Consider the following 21,733-nt stretch of genomic DNA (forward strand, 5'->3'; position numbering starts at 1 on the left):
GTAAACTCTCTCCTTTTAAATGCCAATATCACTTTATTTCAAAAGAGTATTAACATGCTACAACTTATTCATTTACAACTTCTTTCTCTTTTTGTAATACAGATAACGGCTTTTTATTCTTCTTTGACATTACTTCTTTATCAGAAATACGTAAAGAAAATAGTAATGCTAGAAGTAAAAATATTGCCGATCCAATTAATGCTGCTTGATATGGCAAGAAATCGGCTGGAGCATCATTTTGTACACTATTACTTCCAAATCCAGATAGTATACTAGCTAAAACAGCAACTCCTATTGCAGATCCTAATCGATTTTGCACATTGAATATAGTAGTTGCTCTCCCCATAGAAGGTGGTGTGATATTGTTAAATGCAGAAAATTGAACTGCACCGACAGATTGACCTAAGAAAATACCTATGCCAAACAATAGTGCCCGTATTTGCCATGGATTCGTATCGTGATTTACAAAACTTAATAAAACAAATATAACCGCTGTACTTATTAATCCAATTGAGATTACCTTTCGGGCTCCTAATTTCTTATATGACCATGGCGTAATCTGTGAAGAAATCATTAATCCAATCGCCTCTGGGAATGTCGTAAGACCTGATTCCAGCGCGGAAACTCCGATTACATTTTGATACATAAGCGGAAAAACAAATAACATTCCTAGTAAACCAGCAGATGAAAACAAGGATATGAGACTCATTTTTCTAAAAACTGGTTCTTTTAATAAGCGTAAATCTAACATCGGTTGCTTTACTTTCAGTTCTACGATTATAAACAATGTAATGAATACACCCCCAGCTACCCCAGTACTCATAATTTCTGGAGAAATCCACCCTTTTGATGGTCCTTGGCTGAGTGCATATATGAGCATCGCAAATCCTGGTGCTGATAAAATAAAGCCGAGCGAATCAAAGCAACCAGCTGATTTTTCAACATGCTCTGCTAAAAATAGAAGTCCAAAGAGCAATGCAACGATTCCAAACGGTAGATTAATATAAAATGCCCAACGCCAAGACATTTGATCTACAAAGAAACCACCGATGATAGGACCAATTGCTGGTGCTACAGCAATTGGAAGTACAATGAACCGGGAAATCTTCGGTCTTTCCTCTGGTGAAAATGTTCGGAATAACATCGCCATTCCGACCGGTGTTAAAAGCCCTCCACCAGCACCTTGAATGATACGGAAAATATTTAATGAAGTAATATCGTTAGCCATTCCGCATAAAGCAGAGGCAATTGTAAATACGAAAAGAGCAATTAAAAATACTCTTTTCGTACCAAAGCGATCTCCTAACCAACCAGAAATCGGAAGGAAAACAGCTAAACTAACTAAATACCCAACATTTACTGTTCCCATTGCAGATGCGGGCACTTGCAGTTCTTTGCTTATCGTTTGCAGTGCTACATTCACAATCGTTGCATCCATCGCAGCCATAAACATCGCTGTTATATAAACGATGCTTACAACTACTTTTGGATTTATTTTTGCTTTCATTATCGTTTTCCTACTAATGTTTTTTCGCTAACTTGATTACTTTTTGGATTCAAATCTTTCCAGTTACATTCAACATATTCTAAGCAAACTTGTCTGCTAGCTTCTTCATGTACGACATTCCATCCAATAGGTACATCGAGAAAGGCTGGCCAGAGAGAATACTGGCCCTCCTCATTCATTAATACTTTATATGTGTAATTATCATTTTCAAATGGATTCGTCATACTCTACTTACCCCTTTCTTATTCTGCAAATATTTCGCTAGCACTTGTCCAATTTCTGTAAGCGGCCCTGGCTGACATAAATCCTTATGTCTACAATTAATATCATATTGCACGATATCTCCATCTAAATAATTTAGCCATGTATTTGGAGAAATAGGATCAAACCAGTCTGGTATAACAGTAGATCTAAAGAATAAAATATCCCCGTTATAAACTTTCGGTACGTATTTTCCTAACAACCCTACCGAATTTACATATGTTTCTTTCAAGTTCAAAATAGTCTCTTCTTCAAGACTTGCTAATGCACTTCCATCTTTACGAAGTATTGCAACCGCACTTTCCAGAGTAAGTGGTTTACCCTCCATGTTATCTGGATCATATCCACCTAAAGCAAGTAATGCGATTAACGCTTCTTCTTCAGTAGGCGCTTCCGTATTCGGTAAGAAGTGACCAGGATAAGAATCGAGCATAACGAGTAATTCTACTTCTTCTCCTTCATTTTGTAGTTGCGCCGCCATTGCATGAACAACATTTCCTCCAAGCGACCAACCAAGCAAACGATATGGTCCGTGAGGCTGTACTTCACGAACATGTTTTAAATAATCCGCCGCCATTTCCTCTAAGCTTTTTGGAAGTTCTTCATTTTTAGCGATACCACGCGCTTGTACACCATAGATTGGATAATTTGTTCCTAAAGATTTCATAAGTCCTGCATAGCACCAACTTAATCCACCTGCTGGGTGTACACAAAATAGTGGTAATTGGTCTCCGCTTGCTCGTAATGGAAGTAACACATCAAGTGCACTTTGCCCATTTCCCATTTCAAGTCTTTCAGCAAGACCTGCAACAGTAGGTGCTGCAAATAAAGTTCCGATATTCAGTTCAGCTCCAAGTGCCTCTTTAATACGACTCATAAGCTGCACTGCAAGAAGTGAATGACCACCAAGATCAAAGAATCCGTCGTCAATTCCAATTTGAGACACACTTAAAACTTCTGTAAACAAGTCACATAACATTTCTTCTTGCGGTGTTCTCGGTCCGCGGCTAGAAGATGATGCAATAAATTCTGGAGCTGGCAATGCCTTTCTATCTAATTTACCGTTTGGAGTTAAAGGTAACTCATTTACTACTACAAAAGCGTATGGAACCATATAATCTGGCAAACTACCTCCAGCATGCTGACGCATTTCATTCGTATCAATCGTTTCATTATTTGATGCGACGATATAAGCAACTAATCGTTTATCCCCTGGTTGATCTTCTCGGACAATAACGGCTACTTGTTCAACTTTATCGTGTTTCATTATGACCGCTTCTATTTCCCCTAATTCAATTCGGAATCCACGAATTTTAATTTGATGATCTGCACGTCCTATATAATCTAACGTCCCGTCTTGACGCCAGCGAGCTAAGTCTCCTGTACGATACATTCTTGTACCAGGTTTACCAAATGGATCTGCGATAAATCGTTCAGCAGTTAATCCAGCTCTTCCTAAATATCCACGAGCTAGTCCAGCACCTGCAACATACATTTCTCCAACTACTCCTGGTGGCACTGGTTGTAAATAGTTATCTAATACGTATACTTTAAGATCTGGTATACTGCACCCGATTAAACTATTTGCTCGTAAAGAAACGATACTCTCATCTAACTCAATATAACTAACATGTACCGTCGTCTCCGTTATACCGTACATATTAATAAGTTTCGGTGCGTTATGAGGATGGCGACTATACCAATCCTCTAATCGACTTAGTTCAAGTGCTTCTCCGCCAAAAACAACATATCGTAAAGATAATTTTTGACCAATCTTTTCATTTTCACGATCTGCTTGCATCAATTGATAGAACGCTGATGGAGTTTGGTTTAAAACTGTAACCTTTTCCTTAACAAGAAGCTGTAAAAATTCTTTCGGCGAGCGACTTACAGTATGTGGTACTACAACTAAACGCCCTCCATATAATAAAGGTCCCCAAATTTCCCAAACCGAGAAATCAAAAGCGTATGAATGGAACATCGTCCACACATCGTCTGCGTCAAATTGGAACCAATGATCAGTTGCTCCTAAAAGTCTTACTACATTTTGATGAGGTATCATAACCCCTTTCGGTCTACCTGTTGAGCCTGACGTATAAATAACGTAAGCAATATGTGAAGGAGATAACGGCTTCATACGCTCCATTTCATCAATATTGTCTTCACTATATTTCTCAATTTCTTCTATTACGTTCACATCATCAACTAAAATCTTTAGTGCCTCATCACATTCAATTTCCACATCTAAATTTGTTAAAACACATGATGGTTTCGCATCGTGAAGCATAAATGAAATACGATCTGACGGGTACTCTGGATCTAATGGAAGATAACCTGCTCCTGCTTTAAGAACCGCAAGTAAACTCACAACCATATTTAAAGATCTCGGCATCGCTAAAGCAACGAGTTGATCAGGACCGATTCCTTTTGCTATTAACGAACGAGCTATTTTATTCGCTTTTCTATTTAACTCTTCATAAGTTAGCTTTTCACCTTCAAAGACGACAGCAATAGAATTTGGATTTACATGAGCCTGCTTTTCAAATAATTGTGGCAATGTCATTTCAGGCACAATTTGAAAACCACCATTCCACTTTTCTAAAACTGTATTTCGCTCTGCTAAAGTTAATATTTCTAATCTACCAATTGATTGATCCGGATGTTTCGCTGCATCATCTAATAATAGAATGAATCGTTCTATTATTTTTTGAACCGTTTCACGTTTATATAAATCGGTACTAAACTCTAACAATCCGTGTAAGCCGTTTGGAGTAGCATCAACTCCATTACTCTCGCTAATTTCAAATGTTAAATCAAATTTTGCAGAACCAACACTTTGAATTTCAAGGCTCGCTTCTAAATCCGGGACATCAAACGTCGCTTCAGGCGTATTTTGGAAAGCTAACATAACTTGAAACAGCGGATGACTATTTCGGGTACGTACTGGGTTTAACACTTCAACGAGTCGTTCAAATGGAACATCTTGATTTTCATAAGCTGCAAGATTTACCTGCTTTACTCTATTTAATAATTCTTTAAAACTTGGATCTCCTGATGTATTTGTACGTAACACTAATGTATTTACAAATAAACCTACTATATTTGATAGCGCATCGTCATTTCTTCCGGCAATCGGACTTCCAATTGGTATATCGGTTCCAGCACCTAATCTTGTAAATAGTGCACTAAGTCCCGCTTGCAGCACCATAAACAAACTAACTCCATTTTTACGACCAAGCTCTACTAACCTACTATGCATACCTTCATCTATATAAAAATGAATTGTTTCCCCGCGATAACTCGTTTCCACTGGACGCTGATAATCTGTAGGCAACTCCATTTGATCTGGTAAACCTTGTAGTGCCTCTTTCCAAAAGTCTAATTGTGTTGAAATAAGACTTTCTGGTGTCGTTTCGTCACCTAGTAATTGCTGTTGCCAAAGTGAATAATCTGCGTATTGTACTGGAAGTGCCTCCAGCTGAACTTTGTCACCTTTACATCGTGCTTTATAAGCCGCTGTAAAGTCTCTCGTTAACGGTTGTAATGACCATCCATCTCCTACAATATGATGTAAAAGAATTAGTAAAACATGTTCGTTGTCACTCACTTTAAAAAGTTGTAAACGAACTGCTGGCTCAACATCAAGATTAAAGCTATGTCTTACCGCCTCTGAAAGCATACTTTCTAATTCATCTTTACATGTTTTTGTTATAATCATTTCTAGATTTAAGTTTTTCATATCTAAAATTTTCTGATAGGAACTACCTAATACGTTAGGGAAAATTGTTCTTAGTGTTTCATGTTTCTTCACTACATCATAAAAGGCACCTTGCAGTGCTTCCTCGTTCAATTTTCCAAACATACGAATGACTAACGGAATATTATAAGTAGGACTTGGACCTTCTAAACAATTTAAGAACCATAACCTACGCTGTGCAAATGAAAGTGGAACTTCATTTGGTCTACTTACTTTCTTAATAGCTGGCCTTGCGCTTCTTGCACGATCCAATTGTTTCGCTAATTCAGCAACTGTTGGCGATTCAAATAGTTTTCCAATTCCTAATTCCACACTTAACGTTTCACGAATTCTTACCATTAGACGAGATGCAAGAAGCGAATGGCCACCCATTTCAAAGAAATTATCATCAATGCTAATTCGCGAAACACCAAGTACTTCTGCAAATAAATCACATAGTATTTCTTCTTTCGGATTTCTAGCAACTCTCTCATTGTTCATTCCATTAAAATCAGGAGCAGGTAATTTCTTTCTATCAACCTTACCATTTGGTGTTAACGGTAATTCTTCTAGCACAATAAATGCTGATGGTACCATATAATTCGCTAAACTTTCTGAAACATAAGAGCGAATTTCTGCAAGATGAATCGTTTCCTTCTCTTCAGCAACGATATACGCAATAATCCGTTTATCATTTGGATGATCTTCTCGTACCATTACTACCGCTTGTTGAACATTTTCATGTCGTTGTAATACCATTTCTATTTCAGCTAATTCAATTCGGAAACCACGAATTTTAATTTGATGATCTGCTCGGCTCACGTACTCTAGCACACCATCGTTACGCCATTTCACAAGATCACCTGTGCGGTACATACGCTTCCCTGGTTTTCCATAAGGATTTGCAACAAACCGTTCAGCTGTTAACTCAGGTTTTCCTAAATATCCGCTCGCTAGCCCTTCCCCTGCAATATATAATTCACCGATAACTTCAGGTGGAACAGGTTGTAACCCTGCATCCAAAACGTACACTTCTGTATTCCAAATTGGTCTTCCAATAGGAGGTATACCATTTTCACTGTCATCAATGTTCATGAAAGTAGACCAAATAGTCGTTTCAGTTGGTCCATATAAGTTAGTTATAGAGCAACCTAATTCTTTTAATGTATTTGCTAAATGTGCCGGAAGAGCTTCACCGCCAACGAGTACGTTTAGCCCTTGTATCCTCTCTGGATATTCATTTACTAACGCCTGCCACAACGTCGGTGTAGCTTGCATAATTGTCGCTCTTTCTTCTTGTAACAATGTGGTTAACGCAGAAGGCTCTTGGATTACCTCTTTTTGTGCAATTGTTAAACTTGCACCACTAATAAGAGGTAAATAAATTTCTAGAGCAGAAATATCAAACGCAAACGTTGTAACTGCTAATAAATGATCGTTTTCATTTAATGAAAACATATCTTTCATAGCTAATAAGAAGTTACTTAAACCTTTCATAGTAACAATTACACCTTTTGGATTTCCGGTTGATCCTGAAGTGTAAATTGTATACGCTGGGTTTAAAAGTGATTCATCATTTTTAAATGGTATATTCATATGAGAATATGTTTTTAACGCTATTTTCGTTTCTTCGCTATCTAATATGATTTTTTTAATATCATTTTCTATAACTAAAGTAGATGAAACAGATGAATGTGTTATGATACAAACTGGATTTGCATCATTTACTATATAATGAATTCGCTCGGCTGGATATTCTGGATCTATCGGTAAATACGCTGCACCAGCCTTTAGAACTGCTAGCATACTAACTACCATTTCTATTGATCTTGGAAATACTAAGGCTACAAACTGATTTGCTTGTATTCCTTCTTCTACTAAATAGGTTGCTAATTCATTCGCTCGTTCATTTAGCTCTTTATACGTAAGTTTTTTCCCGTTACAAGTAACTGCTATTTTATTTGGATTTTTTTGTACTTGTTTTTCAAATAATATAGGTAGATTAATTAGCTCTTCAGCTTTCTTCGTTTCATTCCATTCCATTAAAATTTTATGATTTTCTTCAGGAAGAGTAATGTTTATTTTTCCAATTGGCTCGTCTTTATGATAATTATTTATCACTAATTCTAATAGATTCATAAATCTTTCTTTATGCAATGCTAGTTCCGTATCGCTATAAACTTCCGGATTCGCATCAAAATGAATCATTAACTCATTTTCATCGAAGCGCTTATATACATTTATCGATAAATCATCGACAGGTCCTGCTGATAAATTATGTGTAATACCACGATTTCCAGCAAAGTTAAACCCATAATCAAAAGGCATAACATTCACTAACGGTCCAAATAACCTTTGATTTTCACCTAGTAACTTTAAGTCTCTTCTTAATTCCTCATGACGGTATTTATGATGACGACGTACATCTCGAATTTCTTTAGAAACTTGCTGTATGAATTCCGCAAGAGTTATATTTGGAGTTACAGTGAGACGAAGTGGTACTAAATTCATTACCATGCTCGGTGTATGAATAGATACAGAACCAAGACGCCCCATCATCGGTAAACCTAAAACAATATCATTTGCACCTGTTAATTTATGCATATAAATACTTGTTACGGCTACAATAAATTCGGGCCAACTCGTTAACGGAATATTAATATCTTCTAGTAAAGTTTTCGTATTAGCATTTGATAAATAAGCGGTTTCTCGTAAAAATCCATTTGATGTTCTCGGCGCTCGTTCTGCCAAACTTACAACTTCCGGTTCATCTGCAAACTTCTCTAACCAAAAAGTACGATCTTCCTGAAATTGTTTAGATCCACGATACTCATTATCTTCTTGTACAATTTTTGCAAGAGAGCCAAATTGCTTTTCATTCTTATTTGTTTCTTCTATAAGTGATGTATACTCATTGGCTACCTTTTGGCTAAGAAGTGAAAACCCATAGCCATCCATCACAATGTGATGGATGCGCTGATACCAAAAGAAACGATTATTTTCAACTTGAATAAGTGCTTCAGTAAATAATTTATCTTCTTTTAAATTTACCGGTATGGATAAATCATTTTTCATCCATACCTTGGCAGCTTCTTCAGGATTTTCTTCTTTACGGACGTCAATAAAATGCATATAAAACTTTGACGATCCCTCAATAACTTGCCATGGGCCAATTTCATCCTCTTCGAAACGAACATGAAGTGCCTCTGCTTCCGTTATAACTTTACGTACAGCTAACTCGAAAATTTCTTGATTAATCGTTCCGTTTATTTCTACATATTCCCCAGTATTATAAATCGGATTAAGCGGATCTAATTGCTGCGCAAACCACATACCAGATTGTGCAGACGATAACGAATGACGAGTCTTTTGACAATTAGACATTCTTTACTACCCCTTTATTATGTAGTCTATTTGTTACAACACCTGTGCTGCTTGTGAAGATAGTAAACTGTACCAATCGGCAACAGTTGGACGTTCTGCTAAATCTGCAAAAGTGATTTCTTTCCCTTCGCGACGCCACTTCTCTACTAAACTCATAATTCTGACCGAATCAAGTCCTCTATTTAATAAATCTTCATCAACTTTAATACTCTCTACTGGCTCACGAAGTAGTTGTGCAACTAGTTCGTGCACTTCCTGTAAAGTGATCCCTTTACTCTCATCACCTTTTACACTTTGTAAATCTTTTAATATTAAGTTTGTTGATGTCGTTACTGCACATCTATTAGATGCATACTGCAATGCTTGTTTATGATGCTCTAGTGAAAAATCAGCTACTCCATCTGCTACAAAAAATGGCTCTATACCATCCATAAATGCTTCACAAGCTGTTAAAAGGCAGCCAATATGCGCATAAATACCGCAAATAATAAGTTGATCTCGTCCTTGTTCATTTAAAATTTCTAATAGATTCGTCTTTTTAAATGCACTATATCTCCATTTTGTTAGGAATATATCATCCTCATCAGGAGTAAGTTCATCGACAATTTTCTTTTTATCCGGTCCAGCGGGAATACCATCACCCCAAAAGTCTTGTAATAACCCTCGTTGTTCTAACGTTTGTCCACCAGGCTGTGCTGTATAAACAACTGGTATGCCAAGTTCCTTACATCTTTCTCTTATCACCTTAATATTTGAAATTAGTTCTACTTTTGGCGATTCTTTATCGCTATATGCATCAAGAAAATATTCTTGCATGTCATGGATTAGAAGAACCGCACGTTTCGGATCTGGCGTCCAATTCACTTTATTTTTTGGTAGTTCTGATTCAATTGGCATTTTATATACTGAAATAGATGGGATAGCCATCTAATCACTTCCTTCCGATTTTAATAGTTTTTTATCGTTTTACTGTAATAAGTTTTTCAGTAATTACTTTACGTAATTCTTTTTTGCTTACTTTTCCAACACCTGTTTGCGGGAATGATTCAATAAATTCAATTCGATCTGGAATCTTATAAGCCGCTATACCGCGTTCTCTTAAAAACGTTTTTAATTCACTTACAGTTGGAGCTTGTCCACGAGCTATAACAAAAGCGCAAGTACGTTCTCCTAAATAATCGTCAGGCATAGATACAATTGCTACATCATGTACTGCATCATGTGCTAATAGATGATTTTCAACCTCTTCCGCAGCAACCTTCTCACCACCACGATTAATTTGATCTTTGTCTCTTCCTTCTACAATGATGTAACCTTGTCCATTTACTTTTACAAGATCACCTGTGCGATAAAATCCATCCTTTGTAAATGATCGTGCATTATGCTCTTCTGCTTTATAATAACCACGAATTGTATATGGACCTCGTGTTAATAAACTTCCTACTTCACCAGGTTTTACATCGTTATCATTTTCATCAACAACCCTTACTTCATCGAATGTAGACATCGGTCTACCTTGTGTATGAATAATGATTTCTTCAGGGTCATTTAGTCTTGTGTAATTTACTAACCCTTCTGCCATACCAAACACTTGCTGTAACGTACATCCAAATGTAGGGCGAATGCGCTTTGCAACTTCGGCACTAAATTTCGCACCGCCTACTTGAATAACCTCTAGGCTTGATAAATCGTCATTACGAGAAGATGCAGCATCAAGCCATATCATTGCTAATGGTGGAACGAGAGCGGTAATCGTAACTTTTTCTTTTTCTATAAGTGCAAATGCCTCATCTGGACTCCCTCCAGTTGCCAGCACTACTTTTCCACCCGCATAGAAAGTTCCAAATGTCCCTGGGGAACTCATCGGGTAATTGTGTGCTACTGGAAGAACTGCCATATAGACACTTTCTGCATTCAAATTACAAATTTCAACGCTAACACGTAAACTATAAATATAGTCATCATGTGTTCTAGGAATTAATTTAGAAAGTCCTGTTGTTCCTCCTGATAATTGGAGAAATGCAACATCACTTGGCTGAACGTCTGGTAATAGAACTGGATCCATATAAAGTTCATTTATGTTCACAAATTCTTCTTCTTCTCCCACTACAATTACATGTTGTAAAGTAGGCACTTTTTCTTTTACTTCTCTTGCTAGTTTTCTGTAATCAAAGCCAAGAGCCTTATCTGAAATAACGTAAGCACTCGCCTCACCAAACTCGCAAAAATAACTAATTTCACTGCTTCGATGTGAAGGTAGTGCAAAAACAGGAAGCGCTCCAATTCGAAATAGCGCAAAACATATTTCGAAAAACTCTATAATATTAGGTAACTGGATTACAACACGGTCTTCTTTCTTTATTCCTAAATTCAGTAAACCTGAAGCTAAGCGATCTACCTTTTTATCAAATTCACTATACGTTATATGCGTATTACCGCTTACAACTGCAATCTGATCTCCATATTTTTCAGCACGTTCTCTTAACACTCCGCCAAATGTTTCACCAAGCCAACACCCTTCTCCTCGGTAACGATCGGTAAATTCTTTTGGCCATTCCGTATAACCTGTTAACATTCTTTCTTCCCCCTATTTTTCATTCAATGAATTATCTCTTAATCCTAAAGCCTTCAGCATCGTTTGGAATTTAGCTGACGTTTCTGCTAGCTCATCTTCTGGTTTTGACTCAGCAACAACTCCAGCTCCTGCATATAAACGAAGTGTATTCTCTTGCACTTCAGCACAACGAATTGTAACAATCCATTCGCCATCTCCATTTAGATCGCTCCACCCTAACATTCCTGTAAAGAATTCACGGTCAAATGGCTCAATTTTTTGAATAGCCTCTCTTGCTTCTTCCATTGGAGTTCCGCAAACTGCTGGCGTAGGATGAAGAGCAATTGCTAATTGTAAAGAAGTAGTATTCGGATCCTTAAGTTCACCTTTCACTTCTGTAGACAAATGCCACATTGCTTCACTATGAATAACTGATGGTTTTTCTGGCACATGCAATGTATGACAGTACGGACGAAGTGCAGCAGCAACCGCTTCAACTACTACCGCATGTTCATGTAAATCTTTTGGTGAAGAGAGTAATTCCTCTGCTCTTCTTTTATCTTCAGCTGGATCGTCACTTCTTGGTCTTGAACCAGCTAATGGATTAGAAACGACTTGCATACCACTACGTGAAACAAGCAATTCAGGGCTTGCTCCAATTAATGTCTTACTTTTCTCGTTTTCATCTTTCGGTAAATTCACAGCAAATGTATAACCGTGCTTATTATGTTCTGCTAATTCGCGAAGTAGTTTTTGTTTATCAATCTTCTCTGAAGATTTAACATCCAACGATCTAGATAGAACGATTTTATTTAAATCTCCGTCCTGAATTTTTTCAATCCCTTGCTTCACACCATTCATATAAACTTCAGGAGCTGGAACCGGTGTCATTTCAAATGTCAGTTTCTCATTTCGTTTTATCTCATTTGTTGTCTCCAACTGTAAACGCTCAGTAATTCTCCAATATTCCGGTACAATAAGTTGAACTTCTTTTCTACGATCAAAAGGCAAAGCACCAACAACGATAGGATTCGGATTTCCGGCTTGTTTTGCATTACTTAATACCGCTTGTACAAGTTCTGGAAAACTTTCAATTTCATGATGTTTTACTGTAGTAAACTCTCCTTCTGTCAATATCGTTCGAGTTGGTGAAGCGAAAAAGAACGAAGATTCAGTTTTATAATCTTCTAATAATTTTTCTGACAGTTCCTTTACGGCTGTAAGTTCATTCATAGTATGAAAACCTCCTGAATTTTTTATCCCGCATTAACGGGCAGTAAGATCCGCACCTCAAAATTCAGCGGAAGCAAAGAAGTTAGGTGGGGATCAACTGCCCGTAAAAGCCCGATTGGTTCAACTAATAATCAGTGGGGGATGAACAAAACCCCCACTAATTAAAGTTTCACTTTATTAAACTCCTAATGTAGCTCCGCCATCGACACATAAATTGTGCATTGTAATATGACTCGCTTTATCAGAAGCTAAAAACAATACTGCTTCAGCAATTTCTGAAGGTTGTGCAATTTTTTGTAACGGTATACCGAGTCTATATGTATTTTGAGAACCAGCAATTATATTTTTAGCTCCATTCTCATCAGCCCATAATAATCTTTGCATTTCAGTTTCAGTAGAACCTGGAGAAACTAAGTTGCAGCGAATATTGTATGCTGCAAGCTCTAATCCTAAACATTTCATGAACATGGTCGTTGCAGCTTTTGATGCAGCATACGCAGCCATTTCCATTCTCGGAGTATTCGCCGCATTTGAGCCAACTGTAACAATTGCCCCTGATTTTCTTACCATCATGCGTTTACTTACCGCTCGGGACATATAGAAAACTCCTGTAGTATTTACAGAGAATGTTTTATTCCAATCTTCATCACTTAAAGAGTGAATCGCTCCCATACGTAAAACCCCTGCAACATTTACTAATATATCTATCGGTGCTATGTCATTTTCAATTCGGTTTACTACCTCTTCAACAGCAGTGCTATCACTCACATCTAAATGAAATGTCTTCATATGTGTTTCATATGATGCACAATGATTTAATAACATATTTAGCACTTCTTCATTTTGATCAACTGCAATAACTGTAGCTCCTCTTTCTAAAAACATTTTTGCTACAACACTACCTATACCTTGGGCTGCACCTGTTACTATAACGGTCTTCCCATCAAATTCCCCTAAATTCATTTCCTCTATCCTTTCATTTGAAAATTAATTTAATTAAACAATTAATGATAATGATTATCATTATTGATGTAAAAAATAATACACTTACTAAACTAATTGGTCAAGTGTACTTTTCATCAAAATAATATTTACTGATAATGTTTTTCATTTAATATTCTTACAACGAAATGATAATGTTTCTCAATAAACTTGTCAATCTTTTTTTATTTTTCAGATAAAACATTTTAATGCCTCTTAATAAAATCATATCTAAAAGCATTAAAAGTACTTACATTATAAATTAAATTCAAACTCCTCTTTTTAAAATTGAAGAAAATAAACTGTATATACCTTCTTTTAAAATGCTTTATGAAAAACTCAAGTATATATTTTCTCAATATTTTTCTGAAAATATATATTGCAAATACCAATGAATGTCTTCTTTATTATTTAAGATTTATTACATATTTCGAATACGATATATCGATTTATTATATTCCAATATAATCCAAATGGATATTTCACTCACTTTTACACCTAAAAAAATTCCAAAAGTAATTTAACCTTGTTAAAATAACTCATAAAAAAGCACCCTATTTAATAGGATGCTTTTTCGTGATCATAGTGCTATAGAAGATTTATACACTTATGCTACGCTGCGATACTCTTCTTCTTGTTCTTTTTTCTGTTTAGGTGCTTGAATTAAAATTGCGATAATAAATGACACGACACATAATACGCCGATAACCATGAAAGTTGGTTTAAATCCACCTAGAATTGCACCGATAAAGGAACCAGCAAGCGCTCCAAATCCAAATCCTTGATACACGATTCCGTAATTTTTACTATGATTTTTCATACCGAAGAAATCACCAACAATAGCCGGGAAAATAGTGATATTTCCACCAAAGCAAAACGCTACACTTGCTACACATACGAAGTAGATACCATAATTTAAATCTACGAAACTTAGAACTAAAACTGAAGCCGCCATAACAACAAAAGTACCAGTAACGATTTTTAAACGGCCGATTTTATCTGATAACGGTCCTAGAATAATACGACCTAATGTATTGAAGATTGCAACCATAGCCACCGCATTAGCTGCTGTCGCTGCGCTAAGCCCTACAAGTTGAACACCAATGTCTTTTACCATACCAATTAAGTATAAGCCACTCATACATGATGTAAATAACATAATAAATAATAAGTATACTTGTTTTGTGCCTAACATTTCTTTCGTTGTATATTCCTGAGTTTTTGTTTCATGAACTGCTCCTTGATCTGCAGCTTGATGGATTAAACAAGCGCCAATTACAATCATAGCTGTAACAATTAAACCCCAGTATATAAACGCTTGTGATACACCAACTGATTCAATCAACTGTGCGTTAATGTATTTAAAGATTAAGCTACCCGAACCATATGCAGAGACAGAAATACCAGCAATTAAACCTTTACGCTCTGGAAACCACTTTATTAAATTGGATAGTGAAGTAATATATGCTGTACCATCCGCGTAACCTACAACAACTCCTGCTAGTACATAAAGCAATATTAATGAAGAAGCTTGTGAACTAAGTATTAATCCTAGTCCTAACGCTAGTCCAGCTATCATAATAAGTTTACGAAGTCCCCATTTTTCTTGCAATTTACTCGCAAATAAAGTTGAAAATGCTAAGGAAAGACTAGTAATTGAGAAAGTTATTGCAACAGCGTTTAGACTCCAACCGTATTTACTAACTAAAGGCTGATTGAATAAACTCCATGTATATATCGTTCCAAGCCCCATTTGTACTATGACCGTGCCAAGGACAACAAGCCATGGATTAACAGTTGATTTTTTCATATCATTCCGCCTCCTCTTTCTATTTCAATGCTATTCTCTAAATATGCTTTTTTTATTTTCATTTTCGCCACCTCATTCGATTTAACAACTTCATTGTATAGGATGTTTCCGCTTATGTAAGCACTTACAAGATAGAGCGTCAAAAATATGGAATCAGTTACAGAAAACGACGGATGAAATACAAAAAACTACATGTTAAATACGTAGCAGCTTTTATAATGTTTTACATCAATACGACTTATGTGTGTTTTCATATCCTCTTTTATAAAAAGTTATGTGCCCAGTTACACCATGGCTGGACTTCAAAATTTTGATTATCCTATACAAACAAAAAAACACCATATTCTTTTTAACTCTCCAGCTTTGTAACATGTTACGCCCGCACTCCTTGATACAAGTCATTTAATTGCCTTATAAACTTTCTTTTCGTTACAAGGCTTGTGCTCAAAAATCCCACTCTTTTTGTATTTCCAATTTCGTACATAAAAATAGAAAATATATAATCTATTTACATAATGTTGCACTTTCAGTTTATTAAACAAAAAAATATTTTATTGATAAATAAAACTAAACATTCACTAATATATCTATACGTGGTTTAATATATATAATAAACAAACATTTCTGTCTTTTATAAGGAGGTACTATGAAAGCAAACGTAGGGGATACTATACTATTTCAACGAAGTAACTTAAAGATTACAGGATCTGTACTAAAACTATACACTGAATCGGTCTTAGTTGAAGTTACAGATGTGAGCGGTGGTACTTTTGAATTTGACCGAACAATTGTAAATCATAAAAACTATAAAATTTTAAATGCAAATAAATAAAACAATACAAAATGGCCCCTGCTTAACAGCAGAGGCTATTTTGTATAACAACACTTCATTAATTTATGTATCCTAAAACACTAACAATCTTGCTTGCTTTTAAATTATTAATGTAATAATAAATTTCTAACCCTCTTCTCTCAGCTCTTAACACTTTACCTTTCATTTTTGATAAATGCTGCGAAACAGTCGATTGAGGAATATTTAATATTTCTGTTAATTGTGTTACATTACAAGTTTTGCGTGCACTTAATTCATTTACGATTTGCAATCGTATTGGATGCGCCATTATTTTTAAAATATCCACATCTTCTTCAGTTACTAAACTTTTTTTTATCTCGCTCGTATGTGTTGTCATAAGACATTCCCCTTTTATTTAAATTCCTTTTTATTTATAACTGCTTCTACATAAAATGATATCTCTAACATACAATTAAGACCCTTATATAGGAATAATTGGATTTTCATTATTTAAAAACAGCAATGTTATAAAATTTTATTTATTTAGTACATATACATAATATAATTTCAATTTGTGCTGTATGTGAAGTTCGCATAAATTTAGGGTGAAGATTTTTCAAATAATTAAAACGTTTTTTGATACTATATGATTCATATAACTTTCTATATTTTTTATAGAACTAATAATTCTACCTATAATTAACTATCTAGCGTTTTTAACACATGTTAGGCGTTTGTATATACTATTACAAAACACATTTTTATTAGGAGGAAATTTATATGCCTACACCGTTACAAGAACAAGTTGAAGAAGCTCGTGAGACGTATGTGGGGTACAGCCGAGATACGTGTAAAAATAGGTCATAGCGATACATTTTTTTCCAGACGTTATTTTTCGGAGACATTTGTAACATAAACGCGTTCGTTTTTGTTACGTTTTGTGTTTGAAAATATGAAATATCCTAATTGTTGAACTAGCTGTAACAAAATACTGTATCAAAAATAATTCGTAACATTATTAGTAAAACAGCTTTTTGTTACACCGAAATCTGATAATGGAAATAAAATATAGCCCATAACCTTAAATTACACGCATCTCGACTGAACCCTTTTTTATTTGAATTTAACATAATATTACGATGTAAAATTTTCTTATTTGCTGTAATATTAGGAAGGGATTACTTAAAGGAGTAGACAGATGAAAAGATTAAACAATACAACTTTTGGGGTTGCCGTAGGAGCAAATTTCATATTTTGTATAGCTTTGTATATTTATTTTACTTATCATTATGAACTTATTTATATTCACCCTGGTGAACCATATTTAGATACTGGACGTGATCTTACATATATAATTTATGCCTTAATGCTCCCATTAGTTATCGCCATTATTTCTTCAACTATGGCATTGAAAAAAAATAAAGATCACGCAAAATTGTTGGTTCCTAATATACACTTTTCCGTAATGTTTTTGATATTCACTACCGCCTGGTTTCTTTTTATGTGTATTTATGGTTAAGCGCTACAAGTCTTAACATTAAATGATATGGTGCCCCCTTATAGGTAGTTACTTTGAGAAGTCAGCTAATTTTTTTCGTTTTGGCGTTTATTTTTCATAAGTTGATGGGCATGTGGGCGGTACCCTTTATTGTAAAAAGACAACAAAGCTATTAAATTTTTAAACCTAAAACAAGCATAACCCCGTTCTAAATTTAGGACGGGGTTAAAATATAGTTTTTTAATTTTCGATATAAGATACTTAACTGTACTCAAAAATATAACAATAAAGTCGTTTGAAAATCTAAGGTTTATTCAAAAATAGCGTCCAATTGTTGAAGAAGATTCATTCTATCCCCTTAAGTCCCCAATATTTTTTAGGGAAAATAATTATTTCGTCTACACAATTAAATAAGCGATTGGACTTTGGGATAATTCAACCTAAAATTCTATTCTATATTTTTTTTAGCTGCGTAATCACCATAAAAATAAGTGTCACGTATATCATCATAATTAGGAGTAGCAATTACGGTATATTTACCATTTTCATCGACTTCAAACAAAGCCACGTTATTATATTCCCATCCAACAAAATGATCTGGATTTGAATCATCTACAAACATATCTATGTTGTATATCCCCTTTGTTAATACCCCACTTTTTTGGAAGTCCTCAATTAGATCTTTGGCCTTTGGAATAGGATGTTTATTTTTATTCATATCGAATCTAAATAGAAAATTCACCACACCTTCATGCCTACTATTATATTTCTCACTTTTGGGATCACTTGGTATTAATGTAGGTAATAGTCCAGTAGTATCAATTTTTTGAGTCTTTTTAAAATCATCAAGTAGCTCTTGAGAATTATTTATATTAAACTCAATGTTGTCATAAGGAAATATACGAATAGGACCATTTTCTTCTGGGTCTGCTTTATCAGGATATTTTATTATCCCATATTTTTTTATGACTTGTTTCATCACTTGAACTACTTCTGGATGTTGCTCAATATATGCGCCCTTGAATTGTTCGAGATAGATATCATCACTATGATCTTCTAAAATTTTCAAAGTATCTCTTTCAATCGTTAGGTACGGATAAGTACGATATGGCTTTTTCATTTCTACATAAGTATGATGGTCAATCCCATTAAACCAATTATTATCTGTCCGAATAACAGAAAACTCATCTTGTATTCCATAGTTTGTTTTTAAATATTCTTGTATTGGTTGATTCAGATCATCTTTAGAGAAACTAGAGAAACATCCACTAAGAATTAGGATTGGTGTACTTACTAAGATAACTTGAATCAATCTTTTAATACTCTTCATTTTTTTACCCTACATTTCTAAAATTTTAATAATATTATAACATTCCCATTCAACTAAACTGCCACGTTGGCTAAAGTCCACTTCTTTACATTCTTAACGAAACAATTAATAAAATCACTCCATAATCTGGCCCAATTACTGAATAAAATGACCGGTATTTTTAAAACAACTTTATTATCTCTGTACATTTATAGTACTTCTATTTCTTCATGTCGGTAAGGTAATTCAAGCTCAAGTAAGATTATTACTTAAATAACATTTGTAAATGGACAGGCTCAGTAACCAGTATGTAAATTGTTAAAATATCACTCATACCTGTTAAAACAAACAAAGCGAGGGATATTATAATATTAATCCCTGAGTAGCCTCCTTCGTCTTGTAAAGCATATGCTATCAAGCCGAAGACCAAAGACATAAAAAGGAGAGTCATCTGTAAAATATCCAGTCCAACGGTTAATTTCACATCAGCTGGGGTGAAATCACCAACAGTATAATTGTATTTACCATATGTAGATAGCAGGATCCAACAAACAAGAAACAAAATTAGACAGCTTGATGCTATGGTGTTGTACTTCTTAGAACGCATATATCTTCCCTCTTATCCTTATAAAATAAATCAAAAAACAAAAAGCACTATTATGAAAGGAATGTTATCCTTCACAAGCACTTCTTGTTTAATGTTAACAAATATTAACAATCATTACGAATGTTTTTTAGCAGGCGGAAGTAAAATCGCATTGCCATCAAACTAAGATTTTGAAGTACCCCCTAAATGAAAATTTTCTTTCTCTATAGTTAGTTATTTTGAGAAGTCAGCTCATTTTTTCGTTTTGCTTTCCCCGTAGTATCATGTTATCCTTTAATGAGGGAATAAATGGAATTTTCACTTAAACATGTAAGGTTGGTTTTAGATGATAAAGAAATTTACTAGAGTAGTATTAATTACAGTTATGCCAATTGGTCTTATTACCGGTTGTGGCACTACTGAAAAAGCTGAGGCACAAGAGCCGAAAGCAGACTATTGGGATTACTCATATGGTCGTGCGGGTATTTTAGTAAGCGGCAAAGCGAAAGAGCGTCAACAATACGAGATTGGGTATATTGACGATAATATGTTAATTGGAATCAATGAAAACATTGAGGACTGTATTACTTTAGACAATAAAGATGAAGCTGGTTACATTTGGAAACAAATAGAGCGCGGATCTATTATTGAAGTGCAATACGGTAAAGACCGCAACGACATCGTAGGCGTACAATTAGTAGGAGATCGTGAGCTATTCGAAATTAGTGACAAGCTAGATCGAAATACGATAAACGAGATCGTTGGAAAAGTTAAAGGTAATTTGTAATAAATACATATCGACACCAGAACGAGTATATGATTTATTTGAAAGTCGATTCCTTATTTGAGATAAGGAATCGACTTTTTATAATTATCTTTTTTGTAAGTTGTTTTTCCAAAAATAATAGCTATTATCAATGGCTTTTTTTTAAGAAAGCTTTGCAATCTTTTCATGTTCCAAAACCCAGTGTGATTACAGTAGACAAAAATCCGGTCTATCCTATAGCGATTGAGAGTCGTAAAAGGGAGATTTCACATTGAGTTCTCCCTTTTACAATTTACTTGAAAAATAATTTTCCCTTATAAGTCTCTATATAGATGCGCCCGTCTTTTTCTTCTTTTATTTTGCTATCAAAATGTTTTATCCAATCAACAATGCCTCGATCACTTTCTGTGACATTTTCTTTTACATATAGATATGAATTAATTGATTTATAAAATGTATAGTCAGTTAAAAGCCTTTGGCCAAGAGAAATAGGAATATCTGAATTTGGAGTCTCCTGAATTATATATGGAGATGGGAGAATGTTATTACTGTTAACATATACATAATATTTGGACTGATTAATAGCCCATTTTAGCCATATTATTTGAACTATTATGATAATTATGGTTACCGTTTTTTGTGTTTTTTTAAAATTTTGTCCTGGAAAAGAGTAGTAGATGAAAATCGGAATAGCAAATAAACCAACCCAAGCTACCCATTTGTCTATTGGTGCACCATTTATCCAGAAGATAAATCCTAATGCTTTTATAAATAAAAATAAAAAAACAAGACTTGTGAAAATTATTGATAAATAGTATATTTTCTTTTTCATTGTTTTCTCCCCTAAATATATTTTTACAAAACGAATATAAAAAGAGTATTTTAAAAAGTGTATAGCATATAGATGTAAAGCCCAAAATAGTAACCTAAATTAAATATTGCAAGCATAACGCGTTGGTAAGTCTTACTGGCTCCAGCTGAAAATAAAACGCCTATAAGTGGTGCAAATAAACCAATTTTCCAAAAGATATTTGCTGATCCACCTATCTCTAATGTATCCTCATTTATTATAGTTAAAAGAGCGTAGGGTACACACAATAAAGATAATATAGCCCATTTGTTCAAAGTGCCACCTCTTTTCAATTTTTTAATATGAATAGTATATTAATTATATATATTAAAGTTTCGTTTGAGAAACTTCCACTTTAATAGGGGTACGGCACATGCCCATCAACTTAAAATTTTGAAATACCCCAAAACGAAAATTTTGTGTATTATGCTCGTTTTTATTGTTTTGAGGTAACCCGTCCTTTTT

16 protein-coding genes and 1 pseudogene are annotated in these 21,733 nt (G+C 34.7%); 4 read left to right on the forward strand and 13 right to left on the reverse strand.

The features are described 5' to 3' along the window. Positions 1-64 precede the first annotated feature (64 nt). From JDS80_RS20405 to JDS80_RS20440, 8 genes are all read right to left on the reverse strand, one after another. Positions 65-1,507: an MDR family MFS transporter gene (locus JDS80_RS20405; protein ID WP_199639865.1), complete on the reverse strand. Its 1,443-nt coding sequence runs from the start codon at positions 1,505-1,507 to the stop codon at positions 65-67. Further along, entirely contained in the window at positions 1,507-1,731 is a 225-nt protein-coding gene (locus JDS80_RS20410; RefSeq protein ID WP_071745541.1) for an MbtH family protein, read from the reverse strand. Before JDS80_RS20410 ends, JDS80_RS20405 begins: the two co-directional genes overlap by 1 nt. Beyond that, positions 1,728-8,888: an amino acid adenylation domain-containing protein gene (locus tag JDS80_RS20415; RefSeq protein WP_199639866.1), complete on the reverse strand. Its 7,161-nt coding sequence runs from the start codon at positions 8,886-8,888 to the stop codon at positions 1,728-1,730. Before JDS80_RS20415 ends, JDS80_RS20410 begins: the two co-directional genes overlap by 4 nt. A 33-nt stretch (positions 8,889-8,921) precedes the next feature. Beyond that, a complete protein-coding gene (locus JDS80_RS20420; protein WP_098889915.1) occupies positions 8,922-9,815 on the reverse strand; it encodes an isochorismatase family protein in 894 nt (297 codons plus the stop codon). Between the two features lie 31 nt (positions 9,816-9,846). Continuing rightward, positions 9,847-11,463: a (2,3-dihydroxybenzoyl)adenylate synthase gene (locus tag JDS80_RS20425; RefSeq protein ID WP_199639867.1), complete on the reverse strand. Its 1,617-nt coding sequence runs from the start codon at positions 11,461-11,463 to the stop codon at positions 9,847-9,849. Positions 11,464-11,475: 12 nt separating this feature from the next. Beyond that, positions 11,476-12,675 (reverse strand): isochorismate synthase DhbC, encoded by a 1,200-nt coding sequence (dhbC, locus tag JDS80_RS20430; protein ID WP_098889913.1) that lies wholly within the window; start codon positions 12,673-12,675, stop codon positions 11,476-11,478. A gap of 177 nt (positions 12,676-12,852) precedes the next feature. Then, the gene (dhbA, locus tag JDS80_RS20435; protein WP_071771414.1) at positions 12,853-13,638 is read right to left on the reverse strand and encodes a 2,3-dihydro-2,3-dihydroxybenzoate dehydrogenase; all 786 of its coding nucleotides are present in this window, start codon (positions 13,636-13,638) and stop codon (positions 12,853-12,855) included. 625 nt (positions 13,639-14,263) lie between these two features. Next, entirely contained in the window at positions 14,264-15,466 is a 1,203-nt protein-coding gene (locus JDS80_RS20440; RefSeq protein ID WP_071745535.1) for an L-lactate MFS transporter, read from the reverse strand. A gap of 646 nt (positions 15,467-16,112) precedes the next feature. Here JDS80_RS20440 and JDS80_RS20445 point away from each other — a divergent pair. Beyond that, the gene (locus JDS80_RS20445) at positions 16,113-16,298 is read left to right on the forward strand and encodes a YkvS family protein (RefSeq protein ID WP_000646796.1); all 186 of its coding nucleotides are present in this window, start codon (positions 16,113-16,115) and stop codon (positions 16,296-16,298) included. A 58-nt stretch (positions 16,299-16,356) separates the two neighbouring features. Here JDS80_RS20445 and JDS80_RS20450 read toward each other — a convergent pair whose 3' ends face one another. Then, positions 16,357-16,656, reverse strand: coding sequence for an ArsR/SmtB family transcription factor (locus tag JDS80_RS20450; RefSeq protein WP_071745534.1), 300 nt, complete (start codon positions 16,654-16,656; stop codon positions 16,357-16,359). 801 nt (positions 16,657-17,457) lie between these two features. Here JDS80_RS20450 and JDS80_RS20455 point away from each other — a divergent pair. Next, the gene (locus JDS80_RS20455) at positions 17,458-17,778 is read left to right on the forward strand and encodes a hypothetical protein (protein WP_098009483.1); all 321 of its coding nucleotides are present in this window, start codon (positions 17,458-17,460) and stop codon (positions 17,776-17,778) included. A 427-nt stretch (positions 17,779-18,205) separates the two neighbouring features. Here JDS80_RS20455 and JDS80_RS20460 read toward each other — a convergent pair whose 3' ends face one another. Continuing rightward, a complete protein-coding gene (locus tag JDS80_RS20460; protein ID WP_000835999.1) occupies positions 18,206-19,087 on the reverse strand; it encodes a hypothetical protein in 882 nt (293 codons plus the stop codon). Between the two features lie 244 nt (positions 19,088-19,331). Further along, the gene (locus JDS80_RS20465; RefSeq protein ID WP_001256767.1) at positions 19,332-19,673 is read right to left on the reverse strand and encodes a hypothetical protein; all 342 of its coding nucleotides are present in this window, start codon (positions 19,671-19,673) and stop codon (positions 19,332-19,334) included. A gap of 325 nt (positions 19,674-19,998) precedes the next feature. Here JDS80_RS20465 and JDS80_RS20470 point away from each other — a divergent pair, with 325 nt between their 5' ends. After that, positions 19,999-20,439 (forward strand): hypothetical protein, encoded by a 441-nt coding sequence (locus JDS80_RS20470; protein WP_000591648.1) that lies wholly within the window; start codon positions 19,999-20,001, stop codon positions 20,437-20,439. 137 nt (positions 20,440-20,576) lie between these two features. Next, positions 20,577-20,681, forward strand: a pseudogene (locus tag JDS80_RS20475) (IS6 family transposase); the annotation flags it as partial. 29 nt (positions 20,682-20,710) lie between these two features. Here JDS80_RS20475 and JDS80_RS20480 read toward each other — a convergent pair. Together JDS80_RS20480 and JDS80_RS20485 are read right to left on the reverse strand one after the other, a co-directional pair. Then, positions 20,711-21,250 (reverse strand): hypothetical protein, encoded by a 540-nt coding sequence (locus tag JDS80_RS20480; RefSeq protein ID WP_098009481.1) that lies wholly within the window; start codon positions 21,248-21,250, stop codon positions 20,711-20,713. Between the two features lie 50 nt (positions 21,251-21,300). Next, positions 21,301-21,543 (reverse strand): hypothetical protein, encoded by a 243-nt coding sequence (locus JDS80_RS20485; RefSeq protein ID WP_001045664.1) that lies wholly within the window; start codon positions 21,541-21,543, stop codon positions 21,301-21,303. Positions 21,544-21,733: the final 190 nt, after the last annotated feature.

The sequence above is a fragment of the Bacillus cereus group sp. N8 genome (genome assembly GCF_016483685.1).
Taxonomy (GTDB): domain Bacteria; phylum Bacillota; class Bacilli; order Bacillales; family Bacillaceae_G; genus Bacillus_A; species Bacillus_A proteolyticus.

Coding starts and splice junctions, on each gene's coding strand:
- JDS80_RS20405 (WP_199639865.1), bottom strand. CDS start 1,507: ATGAAAGCAAAAATAAATCCAAAAGTAGTTGTAAGCATCGTTTATATA.
- JDS80_RS20410 (WP_071745541.1), bottom strand. CDS start 1,731: ATGACGAATCCATTTGAAAATGATAATTACACATATAAAGTATTAATG.
- JDS80_RS20415 (WP_199639866.1), bottom strand. CDS start 8,888: ATGTCTAATTGTCAAAAGACTCGTCATTCGTTATCGTCTGCACAATCT.
- JDS80_RS20420 (WP_098889915.1), bottom strand. CDS start 9,815: ATGGCTATCCCATCTATTTCAGTATATAAAATGCCAATTGAATCAGAA.
- JDS80_RS20425 (WP_199639867.1), bottom strand. CDS start 11,463: ATGTTAACAGGTTATACGGAATGGCCAAAAGAATTTACCGATCGTTAC.
- dhbC (WP_098889913.1), bottom strand. CDS start 12,675: ATGAATGAACTTACAGCCGTAAAGGAACTGTCAGAAAAATTATTAGAA.
- dhbA (WP_071771414.1), bottom strand. CDS start 13,638: ATGAATTTAGGGGAATTTGATGGGAAGACCGTTATAGTAACAGGTGCA.
- JDS80_RS20440 (WP_071745535.1), bottom strand. CDS start 15,466: ATGAAAAAATCAACTGTTAATCCATGGCTTGTTGTCCTTGGCACGGTC.
- JDS80_RS20445 (WP_000646796.1), top strand. CDS start 16,113: ATGAAAGCAAACGTAGGGGATACTATACTATTTCAACGAAGTAACTTA.
- JDS80_RS20450 (WP_071745534.1), bottom strand. CDS start 16,656: ATGACAACACATACGAGCGAGATAAAAAAAAGTTTAGTAACTGAAGAA.
- JDS80_RS20455 (WP_098009483.1), top strand. CDS start 17,458: ATGAAAAGATTAAACAATACAACTTTTGGGGTTGCCGTAGGAGCAAAT.
- JDS80_RS20460 (WP_000835999.1), bottom strand. CDS start 19,087: ATGAAGAGTATTAAAAGATTGATTCAAGTTATCTTAGTAAGTACACCA.
- JDS80_RS20465 (WP_001256767.1), bottom strand. CDS start 19,673: ATGCGTTCTAAGAAGTACAACACCATAGCATCAAGCTGTCTAATTTTG.
- JDS80_RS20470 (WP_000591648.1), top strand. CDS start 19,999: ATGATAAAGAAATTTACTAGAGTAGTATTAATTACAGTTATGCCAATT.
- JDS80_RS20480 (WP_098009481.1), bottom strand. CDS start 21,250: ATGAAAAAGAAAATATACTATTTATCAATAATTTTCACAAGTCTTGTT.